Origin of the sequence: Bacillus sp. JJ1566, assembly GCF_036962685.1 — a bacterium.
GTDB lineage: Bacteria > Bacillota > Bacilli > Bacillales > Bacillaceae_L > Ferdinandcohnia.
The window spans coordinates 20,155-42,048 of sequence record NZ_JBALOP010000054.1; the positions used below are offsets into that span (position 1 = coordinate 20,155).

Here is a 21,894-nt window from a genome sequence, read left to right on the forward strand (position 1 = left end):
TGGTCGATAAGTATGAATTATACAAATAATTAGAAAGTTGGATTTACTATATTCTTCTGCGATGCTATGCTATTCCCATTAAAGTATACTAATATATTTTGTTTGCAATCTACTTCTATACTTTAATTTGAAAGGGGTTACATTAATTAAAAAAAGGGGGATAGTTGTCGAATACGATTAATGATCATTTAGAAAGAGAAAGGGAGAGTATGATGGCGAAATCGTCCAAATGGAGAAAGATCACGATTGTATTACTAGCTGCATTATTTTTCATTCCACTTGTCATTCCACAGGTGAGTGCGAAAGGGGATGAAACTGTAAAGAAGGATGAAATCCTTAAGGAAGTAGAAGCGAGAGCAAAAGAAGTTTTAACAGTAGATGGCAAAGAATTTAAGGATTTAAATTCAAATGGGCAACTAGATACATATGAAGACTGGAGACTACCAGTAGAAGATAGAGTAGAAGATTTACTAGGTCAAATGACGCTAGAAGAAAAAGCAGGGTTAATGCTAATTTCCTCTCAGTTTATGCAAGGCGGTGGCTTTGGGCCGGTTAAATGCCCTGCTGAAGAAGGTACCCTCCTTTGTGAAACAGATACATGGAGTGAAACAAATATGTGGGCACAGCCTGGTGACCCGAATTATTATTTCGATGAACCAGTATTAGATGCGTCTGGAGCGACAAAAGGAATTCTTGAACGAAACCTGCGCTATTTCATCATTCGCGATAATCCAAAGGCTAATGTATTAGCAGAATGGACGAATGAACTACAGGAAGTAGCTGAAAGCTCAAGATTAGGAATTCCGGTTGTGATGACGTCTAATCCACGTAACCATATAAACAATAACTTGGCATTTGGGTTTGCAGAAGCAAGTGGAGTATTTTCTGTATGGCCGGGTGAACTTGGTTTAGCAGCTACAAGAGACGCTGAGTTGGTTAAGCAATTCGGTCAAATTGCTGCAAAAGAGTGGAGAGCTTCAGGAATCCAGAAGGGTTATATGTATATGGCGGATATCATTACAGACCCAATCTGGGGTAGAACAAATGGAACATTTGGTGAACACCCTGAGCTTGCGGCCGATATGATTTATGCGATTGTTAAAGGCTTCCAAGGAGATCAATTAAGCTCAAGTAGTGTTTCTTTAACGACGAAGCATTTCCCAGGTGGCGGTGCACGTGATGACGGGAAAGATCCACATTACTTAGACGGGAATTTTAATCCATATCCAACAGAGGGAAGTTTACTTAAGTATCATATCCCTCCGTTCAAAGCTGCTATTGAAGCAGGCACGACATCTATCATGCCTTACTATGCGTACCCAAGTAATGAACATAGTGCACCGGATCAGCTAGGCACTGGTGAGCCATTTGAAGAAGTTGGTTTTGCATACAATAAAGCGATTATTGGTGATCTATTACGTGACCAACTTGGTTTCAAAGGCTATGTGAATACAGATACAGGTATTACAACAGGAATGCCTTGGGGTGTTGAAGAATTATCACGTGCTGAAAGAGTCGCTTATGCATTAAAAGCAGGAGTAAATATTTTCTCTGGTGAAGCGGATCCTCAATATATCATTCAGGCAATTGCGAATGAGCCAGAATTAATCACTTATGTGGATGATTCAGTCGAGTTTCTACTAAAAGAGATGATGCAGTTAGGTCTATTTGAAGATCCATATGTGGATCCTGAGAATGCAGTTGAAGTTGCATCTAACCCTGAATCTCAAAAGCTTGCAGATGAAGCACATCGTAAGTCAGTCGTACTATTACGAAATGATGAAAAACTTCTTCCAATAAATAATGGCCAAATCAAGAAGGTTAAGCTTTATGTGGAAGTGTTCACAAGAAATAATGCAGAAGGCAGTTCAGAAGCTTTAAGAGAAACGATTGCAAACTATGATAAATCGATTCAGGTTGTCAATAATCTGGAGGATGCAACACACGCATTGGTTTGGGTGCATCCAAACACTACAACAGCAAATCCTTCTATTAAATTAGGACCTGAAACAGGAATTGCAGATGTAAATCGCATCGTAGACATTCAAAAAACAGTTCCTACAATTACAGCAATAAACATGACGAACCCTTGGTTAATTGATGAAATTGAACCTAATGCTGCAGCAGTTATTAGTACATTTGGAGTAAAGGCAGAAGCATTGGTTGATGTGATTCGTGGTAAATTTAATCCAACAGGAAAGCTTCCATTCACAATTCCTGCTGACGAAGAGGCAGTAGCGAATGAAAATGGGGACATTCCTGGATATGAAGAAGACCCATCATATGTGTATAAAAACAAAGCTGGACATGAGTACTGGTTTGGATTTGGACTTTCCTACAATCAAGGAAAAGCACCGGACCATTCAAAAGAAACAGGAAAACCGGCACATGCAGATGAAACTGGGAAACCAGACCATGCTGGGAAGTAAAAAATGAAAAGATGAAGGGGATTTGTCCTGGGAGCCCAGGTAGTTTTCCTCTTCACCTGAATAGAGTTAACTCAAAATTAAAAAAGGTATCATTTTCTCCAAATATGTGAGATATGATACCTTTTTTACTTATAACAGCTATCAGTGCCCTAAAGGAGACAGTCCTTTTTTAATCTCTTTCCAACAATGATGAACCAGATATCCCTGGTTCTGTCATTTCGTAAGGGTTCAATATAAGATCTAATTCCTCTACGGTTAACACATCGTATTGTAAGCAAAGTTCACGTACTTGTTTACCATTTACAATCGCTTCTCTTGCAATGCGTGCTGCGACTTCATAGCCGATGTGTGGATTGACAGCCGTAATAATACCAACGCTTTTTTCTACATATTCCTTCATACGGTCCTCATTTGCTTTGATTCCTGTTAGACAGTATTCAGTAAATACATGAAAGGCATTTTTCATAATGCTAAGTGATTGTAGTAAATTAAATGCTAATACCGGTTCCATGACATTTAACTCTAATTGACCGGCTTCTGTAGCTAAGCAGATGGTATGATCATTTCCAATCACTTGAAATGCTACTTGGTTAATCATTTCAGGCATAACAGGGTTTACTTTTCCTGGCATGATGGAGGAGCCCGGTTGTCTAGCTGGTAGGATGATTTCTCCGAGTCCAGCACGGGGGCCAGATGCCATTAACCGTAAGTCATTTGCGATTTTAGACATATTCATCATACTTATTTTTAATGCAGCGGAAACTTCCGCATATGCATCGATATTTTGAGTTGCATCGACTAGATGTTCCGCACCTACTAAAGGAAGCCCACTAATTTCTGCTAAATGTTTGACGACATTTTCAATATAACGTGGTGAAGCGTTTAGCCCAGTTCCAACGGCAGTTGCCCCCATATTCACCTCATACAAATGCTGACGGGATTGTTGAATACGCTTTATATCACGTTCAACAGCTCGAGCATATGCAGCAAACTCTTGTCCAAGTCGAATTGGTACTGCGTCCTGAAGATGAGTTCTACCCATTTTTATAATATGGTCAAATTGCGTTGCTTTTTGCTGAAAAACATCTTTCATATGTTCCATTGTTTGAACCAATTTCTCAACTAAATTGAGTGTGGCAATATGAAGTGCTGTTGGAAAAGCATCATTTGTAGATTGAGACATATTTACATGGCTGTTTGGACTTAATTCGTAATATTTTCCTTTTTCATGTCCAAGTATTTCAAGTGCACGATTAGCAATGACTTCATTTGCATTCATATTAATCGATGTCCCTGCACCACCCTGGATTGGATCCACGATAAATTGGTCATGCATTTTCCCATTAATAATTTCGTCCGCTGCTTGTACAATTGGATTACCAAGCCCCTCATATAAATGCTTCACATCCATGTTTGCCAATGCCGCAGCTTTCTTAACCATTGCTAATGCGATAATTAATTCCTCATGAATCCGGTAACCGGTTAGTGGGAAATTTTCAACTGCACGTATGGTTTGAACGCCATAATAGGCATCAACCGGTACCTCTTTTTCTCCGAGAAAATCTTTTTCAATCCGAAATTGACCCATGACTGTCTCTCCCTTATCCAAATACATTCTAGTAAGCTATCGTTCTTTATCTTACAAGATGAATCCATTTTACCCACCCATTATATCATTTGTTTTTATAAAATAAACCGCTTTCATAATATTAAATTTTTAGTAATAGGGCGGAAAGTCAGTTGATAAAATCAGTTTATAAATATTGGTTTATTTAAAATAATTAGATAAATATGAAGGGTTGCATGGTAAAATTAGGTTAATTTTCCTGTTTTATGAATGAGGGGAGGGAACTAGTTTATGAAGTTAACGATTTTGCATATAGAAGATGATCAAGAAATTGGCTCTTGGGTAAGTAATTTTTTAACAGAATGTGGATATGAAGTCATTTGGATTACATCTGGTCATGAGGCAATGAACCATATGGAGCGGGTGGATCTCGTTATTTTGGATATTATGCTGCAGGGTTTAGATGGATATACAGTCGGTCAACGTCTGAAGCAGAAGTATCCGAATACGCCTGTTTTGATGCTATCGGCAAGAACTGCAATGGAAGATAAGTTACAAGAACTCACGTTTGCGGATGATTACATGACAAAGCCGTACCATCCTGATGAGTTAGTGGCACGTATTCAAGTATTAGTAAGGAGACTAGGAGTTTTCTCACCGGAAATTATTCAGGTATTGCATTTACGTATTGATAAGCAGGCTAACCGTATTTTGAATACAAATACGAAAGCAGAAATCATTTTGACAGGGAAACAGTTTCATATTTTTATGTATTTAGTAGACCATTTGAATCAAATATTGACGAAAAAACAAATCTACGAAGCGGTTTGGGGAGATCCATATATTGAAGGGGATAAAACATTAATGGTCCACATCCGCCATTTGCGTGAAAAAATAGAGTTGGACACGAGCAATCCTCAAATCATTGAAACAATCCGTGGGATTGGATATAGGATGAGATCATGAATATCATTCAATCATTAATGACGAGATATTTGTTTCTTATTTTATTAGCTTTCGTTCTTTTTCCTCTTATTCCAGCCATTTATTATTCTCCGCTTCTGTTCAATGAAGAATTGTACAATCCAGAGGAAATTGAGGAGATATGGAAACGAGAGGCAGTTGATCTAGATGGACAGGAAGAGGAGGTAATTAATCTCCGTCTTAAGTCTATTAAAAATAAATATCCAAAGGCTGAAGTTTTCTGGATAAATGGAAGCGGCAAGTCCAGATTCATCGGAAATCGGAATGAAATGATTCCAGAAAAATGGACATTTATCGATTCCTTAGTATTTATGGAAGAAAGCAAATTTCATGTAAATACTTTTTTACAGAGCAATAACCCTCAAAAAATATACACCATTACAGCATTAATAGGAAACGATCCTAGGCAAGGTGTCATGGTTTTTCAAGTTCCGATTACAGACACAAATCTTGCCAGTATTTCTTTATACGAAGACTTTCCATTCCTGATATTTTTTATCTCCATTAGTGGAGCTTTTCTATTAATCTCTTGGTTTTTCTTCTTTAAAATACGAAAACGGCTTGTTAAGCTTCAATTGGCGATGACGGGAAACGAAGGTATTCCTGATGAAGTTGTGATTAGAAAAGTGGATGAGATTGGAAGGCTGGAAGGTGCGTTTAATGAGATGATAAGTCAATTGAAGCGTAGCCGGGAGAGGGAGAAAGAGGAGGAGAGTTTTAGAAAACAGCTGATTGCTAATATATCTCATGACTTACGAACACCTTTAACAGTCATCAGGCAGCATGTATATTCTGTAAAGAAGCATCGAGAATCATCTGCGGAAATGGAATCACTTCAAATTGTTGAAAATAAACTAGATGATATGGACAAGATGATCAACAACCTACTTTCCTATAATCTGCTTTCAGTTGGTAAACTTCCAATTGATATGCGTGATACCGATATATTGGATGAAATTAGGAAAGGTATAGCGGAATGGTATCCTATATTCGAACGGCTTAGCTTTGAAATAGATATTGATTTACCGGAAAAATCGCTGATATGGAAGGTTGATCCGATTTGGTTTAAAAGTATTTTGGATAACTTATTTCAAAATGTCACACGACATGCTCGTTCAGGGCGTTATATTGGAATTCAAATCGTGGAACAGTATGGGACAACATTCATTGTTATTAAGGACAAGGGGCCAGGATTAGACCAGGAATCTGAAGATAAAGGCGCTGGAATTGGACTATCTATCGTAACCTTAATGCTTAAGGAAATGAAAGTAGAGTGGCATATTTCTACTTCTTCAGAGGGAACCAGTGTTTATTTGGGTTTGCAAACTTAAACAAATTTTAAACTTGGGGTCATCTTATTTACTACCATTGCAGTTTATCCTTTTTATAAGTGACAAATAGAAAGGATAGTGTTCAAATGGAGCTTGTTACTCAAAAGTTAGAGGATAATCGGGGGAAACGCTTGATAAAATGGTATTCCTGGATTGGTTACGCAGCATCTTTGTGGTCATTACTTTATGGATTGATCCATTTTTACTGGTTACTGGGAGGGGAAGGTTATCCTTTTTATCAGGAACCAGGAACGGGAGTCTTTTCAGCATTAATTACGTATCTGCCAGTTCAAGCGGGCAGTTTAGTCTTTTGTGTTCTTTGTTTTCTAGGATTATTTATTAGTTTAGCTATGAATCGCCCATGGGGGAAAATGGTCCCTCACTGGTTTATTGTCATTTTTTCTTGGGCATTTGCTGTTTTCTTACTCCTTCTTATTACAGACTTTCGATTTATTGCTACGATTGCTTATGCATTTTTGTTCAAATTTTTATTCACTTGGCAAATGGTAAATCAAATTATTTGCATGTTTGGTGCATTATTGTGGATTTTTTCAGCTGTTTCCTTTCAACGAAAAATACGAAACGCTTGCAGGCATTGTGGTAGAAAAGAAAATGGACCGCCGTTTGTTTTAATTAAGTGGGCAAGTTGGATTACAGTTATAGCTGCCCTTGCTCCATTGCCATATGCTGTAACAAGGTTTGCCTGGGCATTAGGGATCCCTCTTGGTGTCGGGGATCAATTCTTAGAAGAAAGTGTAAAAGTGAATCCAGCAGCAACCTTAACTGAATGGGTCTTTGGAGGGTTATGTATTGGAGGGGGACTTTTAACAATTGGATTAATTCAGAAGTGGGGAGAAGTTTTGCCAAGTTGGGTTCCGTTCATTGGGGGCAAGAGAGTACCGGTTCTAATGGCTGTTATTCCGGCTTCAATAATGGCAATTGCTTTGACATCAGCTGGTTTTATTTTTACCATTGGCTTTTTCGCGCTAACGTTACAGTTCGTTCCAGCCGAGGGGATTGTATTAAGTGAACTTGGAGGGACAATAGGACCGATGCTGACATGGATACCTTGGGGAGTAGCTCTAGGACTTGCAACTATTTCCTACTATTATCGACGTCGTGGCCAATGTAAATATTGTAATATAGGTGAATAAAAACCTATTTTTTCATGTCCGGACTAAATGATAATGAAGTTGAATAGTATGATACAAGGTACTCCGAAACTTTTCTCAATCTCATTCGTATGTAATGGTATCAGCAGTTTGGGGAAGGGGGGATGAACAATGGTACGACACATGACATTTGCGCTTCTAATTACTGCCGTAGAGGTAGCGATCCTGTTTGGAATTTCTGTGTATTTAGATGCAAATATGTTAACTACCATGTTTTTCGGCTCTTGTTTCTTTATCCTAGTCGCATTCCTGATGGGCTCCTCGGGCGATGTTTTTACAAAAAGCTCAGAGGTTGCTGTTTTTAATACATTTCTAGGAAGCTACAAACCAAGACATGAAAAAGCATTACTCAAGATTAGTCCATTTTTAACCGGATCCATCTTTTGTTTAATTGTGTATTTTGTGATGGAGTATTTTTTATAGATTAAGATAAACGCTAGCACCTGTCCATTTGGATGGGTGCTTTTTTGCGTGAATCGAACCTTCCCCATTGCAACCTTCCATTTCTAAATGGATAATTTATTTAGAAAATATAAATCCTTTTATAAATCTTTTCGTCTTAATGAATGAGGTGATAAAAATGCCCGAGGATCAGGAACTAATTGAGGAAATTCTGAAAGGTAGCCAGGCCGCGATGGAGGTTTTAACGAGGAAGTATTATAAACTCATCTACGCATTTGTTTATCGAAAAGTGGGAAACAAGGAAATGGCATATGATCTGACACAGGAAATTTTTATAAAAATGATGCAGCGAATTAAGTCGTATTCAAATAAAGGTAGTTTTAAAAGCTGGCTCTATACAATCGCCGTCAATCATTGTCGCGATTACTGGAGAAGTGCCGATTACAAGCAAACTGCAAAGCATACAGAGCTTCAGGAAACGATTAAAAGTGAAAATAGCAATATTACCTACATATTTGAGCGTAAGGAAACAAGGGAGCAGGTGAAGGCGGCGATTAATAGTCTACCAGATATTCAACGAGAAGCCGTAATCCTGAAATACTATCATGACATGAAAATCAAGGAGATTGCAGGTATCACTGAGACGAATGTGTCGACTGTTAAATCAAGGCTGAAACAAGGCTTAGGAAAACTCGCAGCAGCTTTAGAAAGAGGTGAGGGATATGAACAACAAAAAACAAAACGATAATTTCGATGAAGAAATTTTTGAATTGGAACAGGAATTAGGAATGTCACTCGATGAATTTGATGTGGAGTTTCCAAGTGAATCTGAAATCATGATGACCATTGATACGATGAGACCATATGTGCCTGTAAAAGAAAACAAATGGGAATCACTTGTAGCCGGTGTAACAAATGTCCTAAGACATTCAACAAGGGAAGTTTTTTATTTCTCATCATTGTTTTGGGGATTAAATCTATTATTTTTACTTCTAGGTGTGTTATCGGTCGCCTTCTATAAAATAGATCCCTATCTCCTCATGTTGTATGTTGCACCACTGCCAACGATTGTCGGGTTTATAGAGGTGTTTAAAAGTACGAATACTGAAATGGCTGAATTAGAGTTGTCATTCAAATTTAGTTTGCAAGAAATTATTTTTTCAAGAATGGTCGTCGTAGGAGCTTTTAATGTTGCATTAAATGTTCTTTTCACCATTAGCTTCGCGAGTCTATTACCTGAGGTTATGCTTGGAAAGTTAATTCTTTATTGGGCTACACCTTTAACCGTGATTGCAGCGATCATGTTAGTTGTAGCCACGAAGTTTCGCAGGGCATACACTTTTACTGGTGGGTTCGTCCTTTGGACTGCAGCTGCAATTGCCATTACACATCAAGATGTCATTGAAAGAATCGAAACCGTCTCCGCATTGGCTTATATTTTGGTAACTGTTGCTGCAGCGATTTTTATCGTTGTAAAAATGATGAATATTTACAAAAGGGGTATTTCTTATGAATTTAACAATTGAGAATGTATCGAAAGTCTTTGATGATAAAAAGGCCTTGGACTCCATTCATTTAGAATTTACAACTGGGGTTTACGGGATTTTAGGAGCAAATGGTTCAGGAAAGACAACATTAATGCGGATTCTCGCAAGTGTGATGAAGCCGAGCTCGGGAAGGATTTTACTAGATGGCCAGGATATTGCAATGCTGGATTACCGATATCGAGATGTCATCGGGTATCTACCGCAGCATGTTGGACTATATAAAAATTTTACGGCTGAAAAATTTCTACTCTATATTGCAACTTTAAAAGGGTTAACGAAAGAGCAGGCAAAAGTAAAGGTTGCGGAAACGTTGGAATTGGTGGGCCTAGGTGATCAAGCGAAGAAAAAAGTAGGGAAGTTTTCAGGTGGGATGAAGCGTCGTGTTGGCATTGCACAGGCACTGTTGAATGACCCGAAGATTTTAATCGTGGATGAACCAACAGCGGGCCTAGATCCAAAAGAGAGAATCCGCTTCCGAAATCTATTATCACAAATCTCAACAAATCGGATTGTTCTGTTATCCACACATATTGTTTCAGATATAGAGTTCATTGCGAAGGAGGTATTGATTTTAAAAGCTGGAAAATTGATACAAAAGCAGACACCACAAGCATTATTAAAAGGTATCGAAGACAAGGTGTGGTCGGTGACAGTTAAAAATGAGTCTGAAATTACGAGATTACAATCAATTTACAAGGTTGGCAATATCGCACGAATCGGGGACACCGTCCAGCTTCGTATTTTAAGTGATGTCAAACCTCATCTAAGTGCCGCACATGAACATCCAAACTTAGAGGACTTATATCTCTACTACTTTGATGAGGAGGTGGCGTAAATGGAGCTGTTGAAATTTGAATTATATAAAATTCTTAAACAAAGAATGGTCTTTATTGCGTTCCTGCTATTGATTGTGTTCTCGACGGGATTTACCTACTATCCGGGGGCTCATGAAGAGCAAGAACTGTATAAGCCGTGGGAAGGGACGCTTACGGAGGAAAAACTCGAGCTGGCTGCCAAGGAAAATGAAGTATTGGTGAAAAAACAAGAAGAAACGATGGAAAATGAGCAGTGGTTAACTGACGAAGAATGGACATTGATGGGTATTTACGAAACGATTGCATGGGGTAACCAGGTAGAGACGAATGCCCAGGAAAAAATCAAAGAGCTTGCGGGTCAAAGTAAATATAATAGCGAACTTCAAACAGCCATGTTAAAGGAAATCGATACTTCCTATTTCGCCTATAATAAAGCACCAAAAGAAATCATTGATTATGCGAGTTTCTTCTCGATTCTGATTACTGGGGCCATGCTGTTGGTGGGTCTATCTACCATATACACACAGGAATATAGCAGTGGAGTAGATAACTATATTCTTAGCGCAAAAAAGGGAAGAAGAGCATTACTCCGTGCAAAAATTGGAGCTGCTTTAATTTATACTGTGCTGGTCGTGATAGGTTGGGAAATCTTTAACCTGGCGTGGAATCTATTCCAGTACGGGAATGGTGGTTGGGATACGTCCATCCAGTATATGTTTAAATTCTATTTTTCACCATATGGCTTTACAATGCTAGAGTACCATTTTCTTCAGCTTGGATTCCATTTGCTGGGGGCATGTAGTTTTGCAGTTATGATAGTTCTTATTTCGTCTGTATGTAAAAACGCATTGGTATCACTGATTGTCAATGGAGCTATTTTTGCAGTACCATACTTCTTAGTTGAATCACTTCAACTTCCAAATTGGGTGGAGGATATTTTCAAATTTTCCTTTTTATATTTCATGAAAGTTGAGCGGTTCTTTGATGACTATAAGACAATCAATTTCTTTGGACTTCCTGTCCTATATTCAATTGTCGCAGTCGTTGTGATGATTGCCATTATAATCGTTGTACCATTACTAACATCACGGGTTGTAAAAAATAAAGAGGTAACGTCTTGAATGTGATCACCTGTCCTATGGGGCAGGTGATTTTTATTGCAAAAAAGAGACCCCAACGTTAGCTGGGATTCTTAAACCATACTAATCTTCGTAGCTTTGAATGAGATTTGCAATATGGGCATACGCACCGCCAGCCCGAAGCGCAGCTGTTACAATGATTGCTTCTGCTAGCTCCTCACTCGTCGCTCCAAGTTTAACAGCATTTTTTGAGTGAACATCAATGCAGTATGGACATTGCGTTGCGTTTGCAACTGCAACAGCGATGATTTCTTTAAACTTAGCACTTAATTTCCCTTCTTTTGTTGCTGCAGCACTAAATGCTCCGTAGGACTTAAAACCATCAGGTGCAAACTTTCCAAGGTGACCAAGGTGTTTTAAATTAGAACGCGCATAAAGGGTATCAGAAGCATCTTGACTTTTTGCATTATGTACATGCGTACTATGGGTTACAGCGCCTCCAGCTTCGATCGCAGCCACAACAAAAACGGCTTCGGTTAACTCTTCTAATGTTGCACCAGCTTTTTTCGCACCTTTTGTATGCGCATCTATACAATAAGGACATTCCGTAACGTGTGCAATTGCTACCGCAATAATTTCCTTTTCCTTTCTGGATAAGGTTCCTTCTTGCATAGCCGCCTTACCAAACGCATTATAGGCTTGTAACTGTTCCGGAGCAAGCTCCTTAATTTTCGCAAAATGTTTCAGATTTTCTTTTGGATAAAAGCTTGTCGACATATGAAAACCCCCTTCCATTCACGTTAGTTTTAACATCAAATTTGAAAAACATTCAAAGTGTTGTACTTGTTGAGTTTGGGCGGATAGACGGAAAAAATTCGCTTAAAAATAAATTATTAATAAAAGAAGCATAATTAGCCGGAGAGATTCCGCCTATTGTCTCAAAAAATTAGAAAATGGGAGATTTTCCTTTGTTTAACCGGAAAACCTTCCCTTATTTACTCCGAAATGGGCTCCATCATGCATTTAATCGGAAAATCTCCGCCTATTTACTTTTGCTGGTTACTCGATCATGTATGATACCCAAATTACTGGAAAACCTAATGGCAAACTTACTTAATTAGGAAATGAGGGTTTATTGTGGCAAATGAGAAAAAGCTTCCTGAGACACCTGAGCCATTATGGAGGGTCGATGTTGACATTCCAGAATTTCCTCCACTCGAGGAAGACCTTGAAGTAGATGTTGTAATTGTTGGTGGGGGGATTACTGGACTAACCTCTGCTTATGTTTTAGTGAACGAGGGATTGAAGGTTGCGGTATTAGAGGCAGATCAATTACTCAATGGTACTACCGGACATACGACAGCTAAGCTGACTGCGCAGCACGGGCTCATCTATGATGAATTCATAACAAATTTCGGAAGAAGCACAGCTAGGCTTTATTATGAAGCGAACACAGATGCCATAAAATTCGTCCGAAAAACGGTAGAAGAGCACCAGATCGATTGTGATTTTACGGAACAAGATGCCATTATTTACTCCACAACAGATGAATACAAACAAAAGCTTGAGAACGAAGCCCAAGCCTATGAAAAAATAGGCATTGAGGGCGGACTGGAAGACAAAATACCTTTTAAAATTGATACTAAAAACGCACTGGTCATGAAAAATCAAGCTCAGTTCCATCCAGTAAAATATTTATCCCACCTTGTTCAAATTATTAAAGAAAAAGGTGGACTCATTTTTGAACATACGGTTGCAGTGAATGTTGAAACCGGGGAAAAACCTACTGTTTTAACCCGTGAAGGGAAACGGGTGACCGGCGGTTTCGTCCTCGCTTGTTCTCATTTTCCATTTTATGAGGGAACGGGCTTATATTCTGCAAGAATGAAAGCAACGCGATCTTACATAATTGCTACTAAAGTGAAGGAAAGCTTCCCAGGTGGAATGTACATAAGTGCAGATAAACCAACCCGTTCACTACGATCAATGACACACAATGGCGAAGAATACGTTTTAGTTGTTGGTGGGAGTCATCAGACGGGTGAACGAAACGAAACATTGGAAGAATACAAAGCATTAGGCACTTTTGGAGAACAAGTTTTTGATTTAGAGAATATTGACTACCGTTGGTCCGCTCAAGACCTTCAAACATTGGATAAAATGCCGTATATCGGGGAGCTGACGACTGGAGAACCAAATATTTTGGTTGCAACCGGATTTCGTAAATGGGGCATGACAAACGGTACGGCAGCTGCATTACTTTTCCGAGATATTATCCTGAAAAGGAATAATCCTTATCGGGATATGTATTCGCCTGCTCGATTCAATCCACATCCGACGTTGAAAAATTTCTTTGTCAACAATGCAAAGGTCGTTAAACACTTAATCCAAGGAAAAATGGAAATCCCGCAAAAAAATGTGGCTGATATTCCGAATGGAGAAGGTGCGGTCATTTCCATTGATGGCCATCGAAAAGGCGCCTATAAAGATGAAAATGGAAAAGTGTATATTGTCGACACAACCTGTACCCATGTAGGCTGTGAAGTCCATTGGAATAACGGCGAAAAATCATGGGACTGCCCATGTCACGGATCCAGATTCTCCTATACGGGTGAGGTTCTAGAAGGTCCAGCAGAAAAGCCATTACAGCAATACGATTATACAATGCTCGATAACCTCACATCAGAGGATTCAGGTTATTAAAATGTCACCAACCGATATTTTTTATAAAATTTTTGAGTAAGAGCAGGGATGCCCCCCCTGCTTTTTATTTACTTTACTTAAGTAAACAAGTAAACCGATAAAACATAGTTGACATCTCGGAATTGTGGGATTAAAATGAAGTGGAAGTTTTTGATTCGAATAGAAATGAGGGTTGGGTATGAGTCAGACACTGAAAAATGAAAGTTTATCAGCTATTTTTGCTGAGTTAGATAATAGTTTTGAAGATATGAAAAGCTGGAGAAGATATATGCATCAGCATCCTGAGCTTTCATTCGAAGAAGTACATACTGCCAAATATATTGAGGAGAAGTTGATGAGTTTTGGCTTAGAGGTACAGACACAAATTGGTGGAAATGGGATTGTAGCTATCTTAAAAGGGAATGAACCGGGGAAAACCATTGCCCTTAGAGCTGATTTTGATGCCCTACCCATTGAAGATGAGAAGGATGTAACCTATAAATCTACGAAACCTGGTGTGATGCATGCTTGTGGACATGATGGCCATACCTCCGCTTTATTAGGTACTGCACGGACCCTTAGTAAATACCGTGAAAAAATAAAAGGGAAGATTGTTTTTGTCTTCCAACCAGCTGAGGAGAAACCACCTGGTGGGGCGAAGTTTATGATTGAGGAAGGTATCCTAGAAGAGGTAGATTATGTGTTTGGTGCCCATCTTGCTTCTGATATCCCACTAGGAAAAGTAGCAGTTGGGGAAGGATACCAAATGGCTGCGGTCGATAAATTCGAAATTACCATCAAAGGCCGTGGAGGTCATGGTGCAAGACCGCATCAAACTGTCGATTCTCTTGTAATTGGAAGCAGTGTCGTGGAAGGACTGCAAAAAATTGTAAGCCGAAGCATTGATCCACTTAAATCGGCTGTTGTTACAATCGGTGTCTTTCATGCTGGTAGTGCGTTTAACGTTATTCCTGATACAGCGAAAATTGAAGGAACGGTCCGTACGTTTGATGGGGATGTTCGTGATCAGGTAGAGGCGGAAATCAACTCCATTGTAAAAGGAATTACGAGTGCTTATCATGCAAACTATGAAATTGATTATTTACGCGGATATCCTGCTCTTTATAATCATAAAGAAGAAACAGATGTAGCGAGGGAACTTTTCGCAGAGGTATTTTCTGAACAGAATGTTGTGGAGAAAACACCAACGATGGGGGCAGAGGATTTTGCTTATTATCTAAAGGAAAGACCGGGGACATTTTTTAATGTCGGATCCCAGAACGAAGATGAAGCTACTCATTATCCGCATCATCATCCAAGATTTGATTTTGATGAGAAAGCATTGGTTAACATCTCTAAATCCTTTGTTAAAATCGTGTCGCATTACTTATTTTAAAAACAAGCAAACTACTAAACTACAAACGGAGAGGGAAATAGACAGATGAAAAGAAGCTTTCAATTATTAATTGCTTTATTATTTACGGTACTGTTATTCGGCTGTGGTAATCAGGACGATGCGGGAAGTGATAAAAATACTGGTGGTAATGACAAAGCCACTGCAGAACCCGTAAAAGGTGGGACATTGAATGTTGCATATGCCTCTGACCCGGACACTCTTGACTGGATGTCAACAGGTGCATCGCCAACAAGAGATGTTGCTTGGCATATTTTTGAAAACTTATTTGCGCTCGATAAAGATTACCAAGTAAAACCAATGGTCGCAGAAGACTATAAGGTGAGTGAAGATCAAAAGGTATATACCATCAAAATTCGCGAAGGTGTTAACTTCCATGATGGATCAACAGTGGCTGCTGAAGATGTTGTCGCATCATTCGAACGCTGGGGGAAAGTTTCTTCTGTCGGGAAGAATGCCTATAACTACATTGAATCTGTTAAGGCATTAGATGAGTTAACGATAGAAGTAACACTAAACCAAGTATACAGCTCTTTAATGTCTGATATGGCAGCACCGAAATCAGCACTAATGATTATTCCAAAAGAAATTGCAGAAGCAGCTGGTGAAAAGCCACTGACAACAGAACAGTACATTGGAACAGGACCTTACCAATTTGAAAAGTGGGAGCGCGGAAAAGAAATTGTTCTGACTCGCTTTGAAGATTACTCTGCACGTGAGGAAGAAGATTGGGGCGGAGTAACAGGCAAAAAGATCGCATATTTTGATGAAATTAAGTTTTTAATTGTAAAAGACCCACAGGTCATGATAAATGGATTAAAAACTGAAGTTTATGATTATGCACAATCTATTCCTACTGATTTATATGAAGTAGTTGAAGCAGCTCCAAATATTGATCCGGTAACGTATATTAATGGATATACGGTTACGACTCCGGATGAATCGGAACCACCATTTGATGACTTGAAAGTACGACAGGCATTAAATCTTGTACTAGATAAAAAAGCGATTGCAGAATCAACCTATGGCAATGCAGACTTTTACCAGCTAGATGGTGCATTATTTGATCCGGAACAAACAGAACTTTACAGTGATAAAGGTTCAGATGACTACTTAGCATATGACAAAGAAAAAGCAAAGCAATTACTAGAAGAGTCTGATTACAATGGAGAACCAGTTAAAATCATGTTCTCAAATGATTCAGATACGTATAAGCGAATCTCACAAATGATGAAACAACAAATGGAAGAAATAGGTTTTATCGTAGAGTTAGTACCATATGAATGGGCAACATATTTGGAAAAATGGCAAGACCCTGCAAACTGGGATTTAGTCGTTGTTGGATGGTCTACACGTTTCTCACCAAATGAATTAGGAATGCTAGTAATGGATACAGCCAGCAGTGGTTGGTACAACAGTGAGCGTTGGGGTAATCTAATCAACCAATGGGGTGTAACAGCATCTCCAGAGGAAAGAAAAGAGATTTTAGCTGACATGAACCAAACTGTAAATGATGAGCTTCCATTTATTAAAATTGCAAATGAAACAAAATTAGATATCAAGAGTGAAAAAATTCCAGTCTACGATAATTGGGTTGGCCAACGATTCTGGAATACATGGAAGAATCAATAACATAAAGTCAAAGTGGGAAGTCGTGTCAGGGAATGTTATGACGTGACTTCCCTTTTTAAGTTTTCTAAACGAATTTGAGGAGGGAAAAACAATGCTGCAATACACAATACGCAGATTTATCTCAATCATCCCCGTTATGTTCATTGTAAGTGTAATTGTCTTTCTGATTGTCCACCTTACTCCAGGTAACCCAGCCTATCTTATCCTGGGTGAAGACAGCTCACCAGAAGCGGTTGCGCAGCTGGAAGCACAGATGGGGTTAAATAAACCAATGGCCTTGCAATTTGTTGATTGGATTAAAAATATTTTTATGGGGGATCTTGGACAGTCCATCTATTCTTCAGAACCGGTTACCGACGTAATTATGGACCGAATTGGCCCAACTTTTAGTTTAATGATAACGTCCATGGCTCTAGCCTTAATAATCGCAATTCCGACTGCTATTTTTGTAGTTTGGCGCCGAAATACATTTCTAGATCCTTTGTTTACTTCTTTTTCACTTGTTGGAACATCCATTCCAGAATTTTGGTTCGCGATGTTGCTGGTACTTGGACTTGGAGTAGCAGTACCGATTTTTCCGGTTGCTGGATATGTTCCGATTGCCGAAGGGGTAGGTACCTGGATTCATCATTTAATATTACCGGCATTTGTTCTTGCAGCAGTTGAAATTGGGCTCATCGCGAGGATGCTTCGTGATGGCATGTTGGAATCCGTTAATCAGGATTATACGAAAACCGCCCGTGCGAAAGGTGTAAGGGAAAGTATTGTTTTAATGAAGCATGTCTTTTCCAATGCACTCATTCCAACAACAACGGTTATCGGTGTAACGGTTGCTGGTTTGCTAGGGGGAACGGTTATCATCGAAACAATGTTTACCATCCCTGGGATTGGTCAGCTTTTAATAGATTCCATATACAGAAGAGATTACCCGGTCATACAAGGGGTTGTCCTGTTCATTGCCGTAGTCTATGTTGTTGTGAACCTACTTATCGACCTTTTATATGCATTCTTAGATCCAAGAATTCGATATGACTGAGCTTGCAAGAATTAAAAATGAAAAAAGGGGATTTTCGTATGTTTAAGAAAAAACGAAATCTAATCGCTTTAGGGATACTGCTTCTGCTTACGGTTGGGACAATCACAGCTTCTTGGTGGCTACCTGTTTCTCCATCTAAAATGGATTCCGCGCAGCGGTTACTAGGTCCATCTGGGGCGCATTGGTTTGGTACGGATCATTTTGGGAGAGATATTTTTGGGCAAACCGTGGTTGCTGCACAGGTATCCTTACTTGTTGGTTTAATCGTGGCACTGATTTCAACCGTATTAGGAACACTTACCGGCTTGATTGCTGGATATTATAAAAAAGCTGATTTTTTGATTATGCGTATTATTGATGGAATGCTCGCATTTCCTTCCTTACTGTTAGCACTGGCGTTAGTGGCAGCACTTGGTGGAAGTGTAACGAATATCATCATTGCGTTATCGTTCTCATTTTGGCCAGTTATGACACGGATTGTCCGTTCAGCAGTTTTACAAGTTAATTCAATTCAATACATTGAGGCGGCTAAAACATCGGGAGTTAGTGACCCTGTAATCTTGACACGCTATGTATTGCCAAATGTCCTTTCACCTATCATTGTGCAAGGAACGTTTATTTTCGCTAAAGCCATTTTGGCAGAAGCAGCATTGAGCTTTTTAGGTGTAGGTGTTGAACCTTCTACACCAACATGGGGGAATATGCTTCAAGAATCGCAAATCTATATTTCGATTGCCCCTTGGTTCTCTATTTTCCCTGGGATATCTATCGTTATCACTGTCCTTGCCTTAAATATGCTTGGTGATGGATTAAGAGATGCCTTTGACCCACATGCAAAAGGGATGGGAAAAAGGAAGAAACGTCGATTGAACAAACAGATTGAAGCAGCCTAGAGGAAAAGGAGGATACTTAACCATGCTGGAAATAAAAAACCTAAAAACGCAAATTGATACCGATGCAGGAATTGTTCGTGCAGTGGATGGAGTTTCATTTACAGTAGAGGCTGGAGAAACGGTTGCAATTGTTGGGGAATCAGGAAGCGGGAAGAGTGTATTAGCCCATTCAATCATGCAATTAAACCCAAAGCCACCTGTTTTTTATCCAGAAGGAGAGATTTTATTTGAAGGAAAAAACCTGCTAAAGCTTTCGGAAAAGGAGCTTCGAAAAATTCGCGGAAATGACATTGCCATGATTTTTCAGGATCCGATGTCTAGTTTAAACCCTGTATTTAAAATTGGTGATCAACTGGTAGAAGCCATTTTGACTCATCAAAAGATGTCTCGGTCTAAAGCGAAGGCTCGTGCGATTGAGTTATTAAAGGATGTTGGAATTCCGGATGCGGAAACGAGGATGTATGATTATCCTCATCAGTTTTCTGGAGGTATGAGACAGCGTGTGCTTATTGCCATTGCCCTGGCTTGTAATCCTAAGCTATTAATTGCAGATGAACCGACAACAGCATTGGATGTAACCATTCAAGCACAAATTTTGGAATTAATGCGAGATATCCAAAAGAAATACGGGACGGCAATCATCATCATTACTCATGATTTAGGGGTCGTTTCACAGATGGCTGATAACGTTTTAGTCATGTATTCGGGCCGAATTGTCGAGAAAGGTTCCGTAAACGATATTTTCTACCGTTCGTCAATGCCTTACACTTGGTCACTTTTACGCTCTTTGCCTCGTCTAGATGCGACAGCTCATGAGCGCCTCATCAACATTGAAGGACAGCCACCAAATCTAGTGTCACCTCCAAAAGGATGCAATTTCCATCCGCGTTGTCCATTTGCGACCGAAACATGTTTGGAAGTAGATCCAGAGTTAACAGTAAGAGGGGAAGATCACTGGGCGGCTTGTATTTTCTCGCAACAGGAATTTGAAGAAAAGAAGGAACAATTCAGAATATCCAAAGACGAAAGGAGTGTTCTGATTCATGACTAAACCATTACTTGAAATACGAGATTTGAACATGCATTTTCCTGTTAAGGGAGGAATGTTCAGTCGAAAGAAAAATGATATCAAGGCAGTTAATGGAGTAAATTTAACAGTAAATCAAGGGGAGACTCTTGGAATTGTTGGCGAGTCTGGTTGTGGTAAGAGTACCCTTGCTCGAACGATCCTTGGACTTCTTAAACCAACGTCTGGCGATATTTTGTTCAAGGGTGAAAGCATTCTTAACTATAACCACAAGCAAATGCATCAGCTTAGACGAGATATTCAAATGGTGTTTCAGGATCCATTTACCAGCCTAAACCCTAGAATGAAAGCCGGCGAGATCATTGCAGCCCCACTAAAAGCATATCGAATGACCGATAATTTGGAACGTCGAGTAGTAGAATTGATGGATCTCGTTGGGTTAAAGGCAGAAGACTACAATAAGTTGCCACATCAGTTCTCCGGTGGTCAGCGTCAGCGAATTGGGATTGCTCGCGCGCTTGCGCTTAACCCAAAATTGATGGTCCTTGATGAGCCAGTCAGTGCCCTAGATGTATCGGTGCAAGCACAGGTTATCAATTTGCTGGAAGATTTACAGGAAGAACTCGGATTGACATATGTCTTTATTGCCCATGATTTATCAGTCATAAAGCATATTGCTGATAAAGTTGCAGTCATGTACTTAGGAAAAGTGATGGAAATATCCGATAGTGAATCTTTTTACAAAGATGCACGACATCCGTACACAAATGCATTGCTATCGGCGATTCCATTGCCAGATCCTGAAAAAGAAAAAGTGCGTCAGCGAATCGTGTTAAAGGGAGAACTTCCATCTCCTAGTAATCCACCAACAGGTTGTGTTTTCCATACAAGATGTCCAATCTCTACCGACGCTTGTAAAAAAGACGTACCAGCCTTGGAAGCGACTGATGGAGACAACAGACATCTAGTCTCATGTTTCTATCCAATGAACATTGAAAACAAACAACTTGTCGCAAATAAATAAGGGGCGGAGGGACAGGTTCCCTGTCCCAATGGTGAGTTTAAAAGTAAATGAGACATGGGGGAATTCTAGTGGAACTACAAAAAATAACATTAATGGATGCATATATGATTGAAACCCTCCGCAGTAACGGTATTTCTGATCAGGAAATACTTGCTCAGATTAAGCGGGGCAATGTGGATGGATGGCAGGTTTTGCATGAGCATTTCGATTTTAATGAATTACTAAAACTTGCCAAGCAGGATGGAGAGGTATTTCAATCAATTCTGTTGGATGGCTACAAAGTAAAATATGTAACGTTTAAAGGGCTACAAAACCTAATCAAGCTCCGATTTGGAAAAGAGCAAGACAAAGACTATCAACTAACAGAAACAAGTATTGAAAACCTAACACTCAACGAAGACCAAGCTCTCACCCTAAACCAAATGCTCTCCCAAAACTGGATTTTCAACTGGGACGGAGGGACAGGTTCTCTGATCCACAAATAGAGGGAATTACAAATACAATTGTTCTTATTAAGCTGTAATTAAGTTAAAACAGGTGCTTCTTTTATGGGGAGTAGCTGTTTTTTTACTATTACCGCGCCAAAGCGGTGAATGCGTGTGAAAGACTATTAGACTAGCGAATTTAGATATTTTGGCTTGTATGGATTTGCGGTGAAAAAAACTTTGTGGTTATAAATGACTGAATATTGTAAAAGATATTGACTAGTCTATTTGAAAAATTGTAGTGTAATGAAGGGCAGGGAACATTTATCATTCTCAAAATTCATCCACTCAACGATTCCTCGAAAACTAACTTCCCAATTACATAATTCCCGACAGTCGAAGTAAAAAAGTTCGCGAGTCGTCTTTTTTACTTTT

Annotated in this window: 19 protein-coding genes; 17 read left to right on the forward strand and 2 right to left on the reverse strand. The window is 39.3% G+C overall.

All coding sequences use genetic code 11. The features are described from left to right. The first annotated feature begins 164 nt into the window (after positions 1 to 164). Positions 165 to 2,429 (forward strand): glycoside hydrolase family 3 protein, encoded by a 2,265-nt coding sequence (locus V7112_RS19270; protein WP_335422885.1) that lies wholly within the window; start codon positions 165 to 167, stop codon positions 2,427 to 2,429. Positions 2,430 to 2,598: 169 nt separating this feature from the next. On the opposite strand, the gene aspA is transcribed toward V7112_RS19270, so the two are convergent. Continuing rightward, positions 2,599 to 4,017 (reverse strand): aspartate ammonia-lyase, encoded by a 1,419-nt coding sequence (gene aspA / locus V7112_RS19275; RefSeq protein WP_438823923.1) that lies wholly within the window; start codon positions 4,015 to 4,017, stop codon positions 2,599 to 2,601. A gap of 270 nt (positions 4,018 to 4,287) precedes the next feature. On the opposite strand from aspA, the gene V7112_RS19280 reads away from it, so the two are divergent. From V7112_RS19280 to V7112_RS19315, 8 genes are all read left to right on the forward strand, one after another. Further along, the gene (locus tag V7112_RS19280; RefSeq protein WP_335422889.1) at positions 4,288 to 4,962 is read left to right on the forward strand and encodes a response regulator transcription factor; all 675 of its coding nucleotides are present in this window, start codon (positions 4,288 to 4,290) and stop codon (positions 4,960 to 4,962) included. Beyond that, the gene (locus V7112_RS19285; RefSeq protein WP_335422891.1) at positions 4,959 to 6,311 is read left to right on the forward strand and encodes a HAMP domain-containing sensor histidine kinase; all 1,353 of its coding nucleotides are present in this window, start codon (positions 4,959 to 4,961) and stop codon (positions 6,309 to 6,311) included. The genes V7112_RS19280 and V7112_RS19285 overlap by 4 nt, the downstream gene beginning before the upstream one ends. Positions 6,312 to 6,397: 86 nt before the next feature. Continuing rightward, positions 6,398 to 7,465, forward strand: a complete 1,068-nt coding sequence (locus V7112_RS19290; protein ID WP_335422893.1) for a hypothetical protein — start codon at positions 6,398 to 6,400, stop codon at positions 7,463 to 7,465. A 129-nt stretch (positions 7,466 to 7,594) separates the two neighbouring features. After that, positions 7,595 to 7,906: a hypothetical protein gene (locus tag V7112_RS19295; protein ID WP_335422895.1), complete on the forward strand. Its 312-nt coding sequence runs from the start codon at positions 7,595 to 7,597 to the stop codon at positions 7,904 to 7,906. A gap of 157 nt (positions 7,907 to 8,063) precedes the next feature. After that, entirely contained in the window at positions 8,064 to 8,633 is a 570-nt protein-coding gene (locus tag V7112_RS19300) for an RNA polymerase sigma factor (RefSeq protein WP_335422897.1), read from the forward strand. Continuing rightward, positions 8,608 to 9,411 carry a hypothetical protein gene (locus V7112_RS19305; RefSeq protein WP_335422899.1) on the forward strand — a complete coding sequence of 268 codons (804 nt, stop codon included), beginning with the start codon at positions 8,608 to 8,610 and terminating at the stop codon, positions 9,409 to 9,411. The genes V7112_RS19300 and V7112_RS19305 overlap by 26 nt, the downstream gene beginning before the upstream one ends. After that, on the forward strand, positions 9,395 to 10,267 hold the full coding sequence (locus V7112_RS19310; RefSeq protein WP_335422902.1) for an ABC transporter ATP-binding protein: 873 nt from the start codon (positions 9,395 to 9,397) through the stop codon (positions 10,265 to 10,267). The genes V7112_RS19305 and V7112_RS19310 overlap by 17 nt, the downstream gene beginning before the upstream one ends. Then, the gene (locus tag V7112_RS19315; RefSeq protein WP_335422904.1) at positions 10,268 to 11,368 is read left to right on the forward strand and encodes a hypothetical protein; all 1,101 of its coding nucleotides are present in this window, start codon (positions 10,268 to 10,270) and stop codon (positions 11,366 to 11,368) included. A gap of 81 nt (positions 11,369 to 11,449) precedes the next feature. On the opposite strand, the gene V7112_RS19320 is transcribed toward V7112_RS19315, so the two are convergent. Continuing rightward, positions 11,450 to 12,103 carry a carboxymuconolactone decarboxylase family protein gene (locus V7112_RS19320; RefSeq protein WP_335422906.1) on the reverse strand — a complete coding sequence of 218 codons (654 nt, stop codon included), beginning with the start codon at positions 12,101 to 12,103 and terminating at the stop codon, positions 11,450 to 11,452. Between the two features lie 360 nt (positions 12,104 to 12,463). Between V7112_RS19320 and V7112_RS19325 the strand changes: the two genes are divergently transcribed. From V7112_RS19325 to V7112_RS19360, 8 genes are all read left to right on the forward strand, one after another. Continuing rightward, complete coding sequence (locus V7112_RS19325) at positions 12,464 to 14,029, forward strand: FAD-dependent oxidoreductase (RefSeq protein WP_335422908.1); 1,566 nt, start codon at positions 12,464 to 12,466, stop codon at positions 14,027 to 14,029. 178 nt (positions 14,030 to 14,207) lie between these two features. Beyond that, entirely contained in the window at positions 14,208 to 15,404 is a 1,197-nt protein-coding gene (locus V7112_RS19330) for a M20 metallopeptidase family protein (RefSeq protein ID WP_335422910.1), read from the forward strand. 45 nt (positions 15,405 to 15,449) lie between these two features. After that, positions 15,450 to 17,054, forward strand: a complete 1,605-nt coding sequence (locus V7112_RS19335; RefSeq protein ID WP_335422911.1) for an ABC transporter substrate-binding protein — start codon at positions 15,450 to 15,452, stop codon at positions 17,052 to 17,054. A 91-nt stretch (positions 17,055 to 17,145) separates the two neighbouring features. Then, complete coding sequence (locus V7112_RS19340) at positions 17,146 to 18,090, forward strand: ABC transporter permease (protein WP_335422913.1); 945 nt, start codon at positions 17,146 to 17,148, stop codon at positions 18,088 to 18,090. 38 nt (positions 18,091 to 18,128) lie between these two features. Next, positions 18,129 to 18,983: an ABC transporter permease gene (locus V7112_RS19345; protein WP_335422915.1), complete on the forward strand. Its 855-nt coding sequence runs from the start codon at positions 18,129 to 18,131 to the stop codon at positions 18,981 to 18,983. 22 nt (positions 18,984 to 19,005) lie between these two features. Further along, entirely contained in the window at positions 19,006 to 20,034 is a 1,029-nt protein-coding gene (locus V7112_RS19350) for an ABC transporter ATP-binding protein (protein WP_335422917.1), read from the forward strand. Beyond that, the gene (locus tag V7112_RS19355) at positions 20,027 to 21,034 is read left to right on the forward strand and encodes an ABC transporter ATP-binding protein (RefSeq protein ID WP_335422919.1); all 1,008 of its coding nucleotides are present in this window, start codon (positions 20,027 to 20,029) and stop codon (positions 21,032 to 21,034) included. Before V7112_RS19350 ends, V7112_RS19355 begins: the two co-directional genes overlap by 8 nt. Positions 21,035 to 21,102: 68 nt before the next feature. Then, a complete protein-coding gene (locus V7112_RS19360) occupies positions 21,103 to 21,519 on the forward strand; it encodes a hypothetical protein (protein ID WP_335422921.1) in 417 nt (138 codons plus the stop codon). The last annotated feature ends 375 nt before the right edge of the window (positions 21,520 to 21,894 follow it).

Bases quoted from the DNA above. Each gene is read 5' to 3' on its own strand.
- V7112_RS19345 (WP_335422915.1), top strand. From the start codon at position 18,129: ATGTTTAAGAAAAAACGAAATCTAATCGCTTTAGGGATACTGCTTCTG.
- V7112_RS19355 (WP_335422919.1), top strand. From the start codon at position 20,027: ATGACTAAACCATTACTTGAAATACGAGATTTGAACATGCATTTTCCT.
- V7112_RS19310 (WP_335422902.1), top strand. From the start codon at position 9,395: ATGAATTTAACAATTGAGAATGTATCGAAAGTCTTTGATGATAAAAAG.
- V7112_RS19280 (WP_335422889.1), top strand. From the start codon at position 4,288: ATGAAGTTAACGATTTTGCATATAGAAGATGATCAAGAAATTGGCTCT.
- V7112_RS19340 (WP_335422913.1), top strand. From the start codon at position 17,146: ATGCTGCAATACACAATACGCAGATTTATCTCAATCATCCCCGTTATG.
- V7112_RS19290 (WP_335422893.1), top strand. From the start codon at position 6,398: ATGGAGCTTGTTACTCAAAAGTTAGAGGATAATCGGGGGAAACGCTTG.
- aspA (WP_438823923.1), bottom strand. From the start codon at position 4,017: ATGGGTCAATTTCGGATTGAAAAAGATTTTCTCGGAGAAAAAGAGGTA.
- V7112_RS19320 (WP_335422906.1), bottom strand. From the start codon at position 12,103: ATGTCGACAAGCTTTTATCCAAAAGAAAATCTGAAACATTTTGCGAAA.
- V7112_RS19285 (WP_335422891.1), top strand. From the start codon at position 4,959: ATGAATATCATTCAATCATTAATGACGAGATATTTGTTTCTTATTTTA.
- V7112_RS19305 (WP_335422899.1), top strand. From the start codon at position 8,608: ATGAACAACAAAAAACAAAACGATAATTTCGATGAAGAAATTTTTGAA.
- V7112_RS19330 (WP_335422910.1), top strand. From the start codon at position 14,208: ATGAGTCAGACACTGAAAAATGAAAGTTTATCAGCTATTTTTGCTGAG.
- V7112_RS19335 (WP_335422911.1), top strand. From the start codon at position 15,450: ATGAAAAGAAGCTTTCAATTATTAATTGCTTTATTATTTACGGTACTG.
- V7112_RS19295 (WP_335422895.1), top strand. From the start codon at position 7,595: ATGGTACGACACATGACATTTGCGCTTCTAATTACTGCCGTAGAGGTA.
- V7112_RS19300 (WP_335422897.1), top strand. From the start codon at position 8,064: ATGCCCGAGGATCAGGAACTAATTGAGGAAATTCTGAAAGGTAGCCAG.
- V7112_RS19350 (WP_335422917.1), top strand. From the start codon at position 19,006: ATGCTGGAAATAAAAAACCTAAAAACGCAAATTGATACCGATGCAGGA.
- V7112_RS19315 (WP_335422904.1), top strand. From the start codon at position 10,268: ATGGAGCTGTTGAAATTTGAATTATATAAAATTCTTAAACAAAGAATG.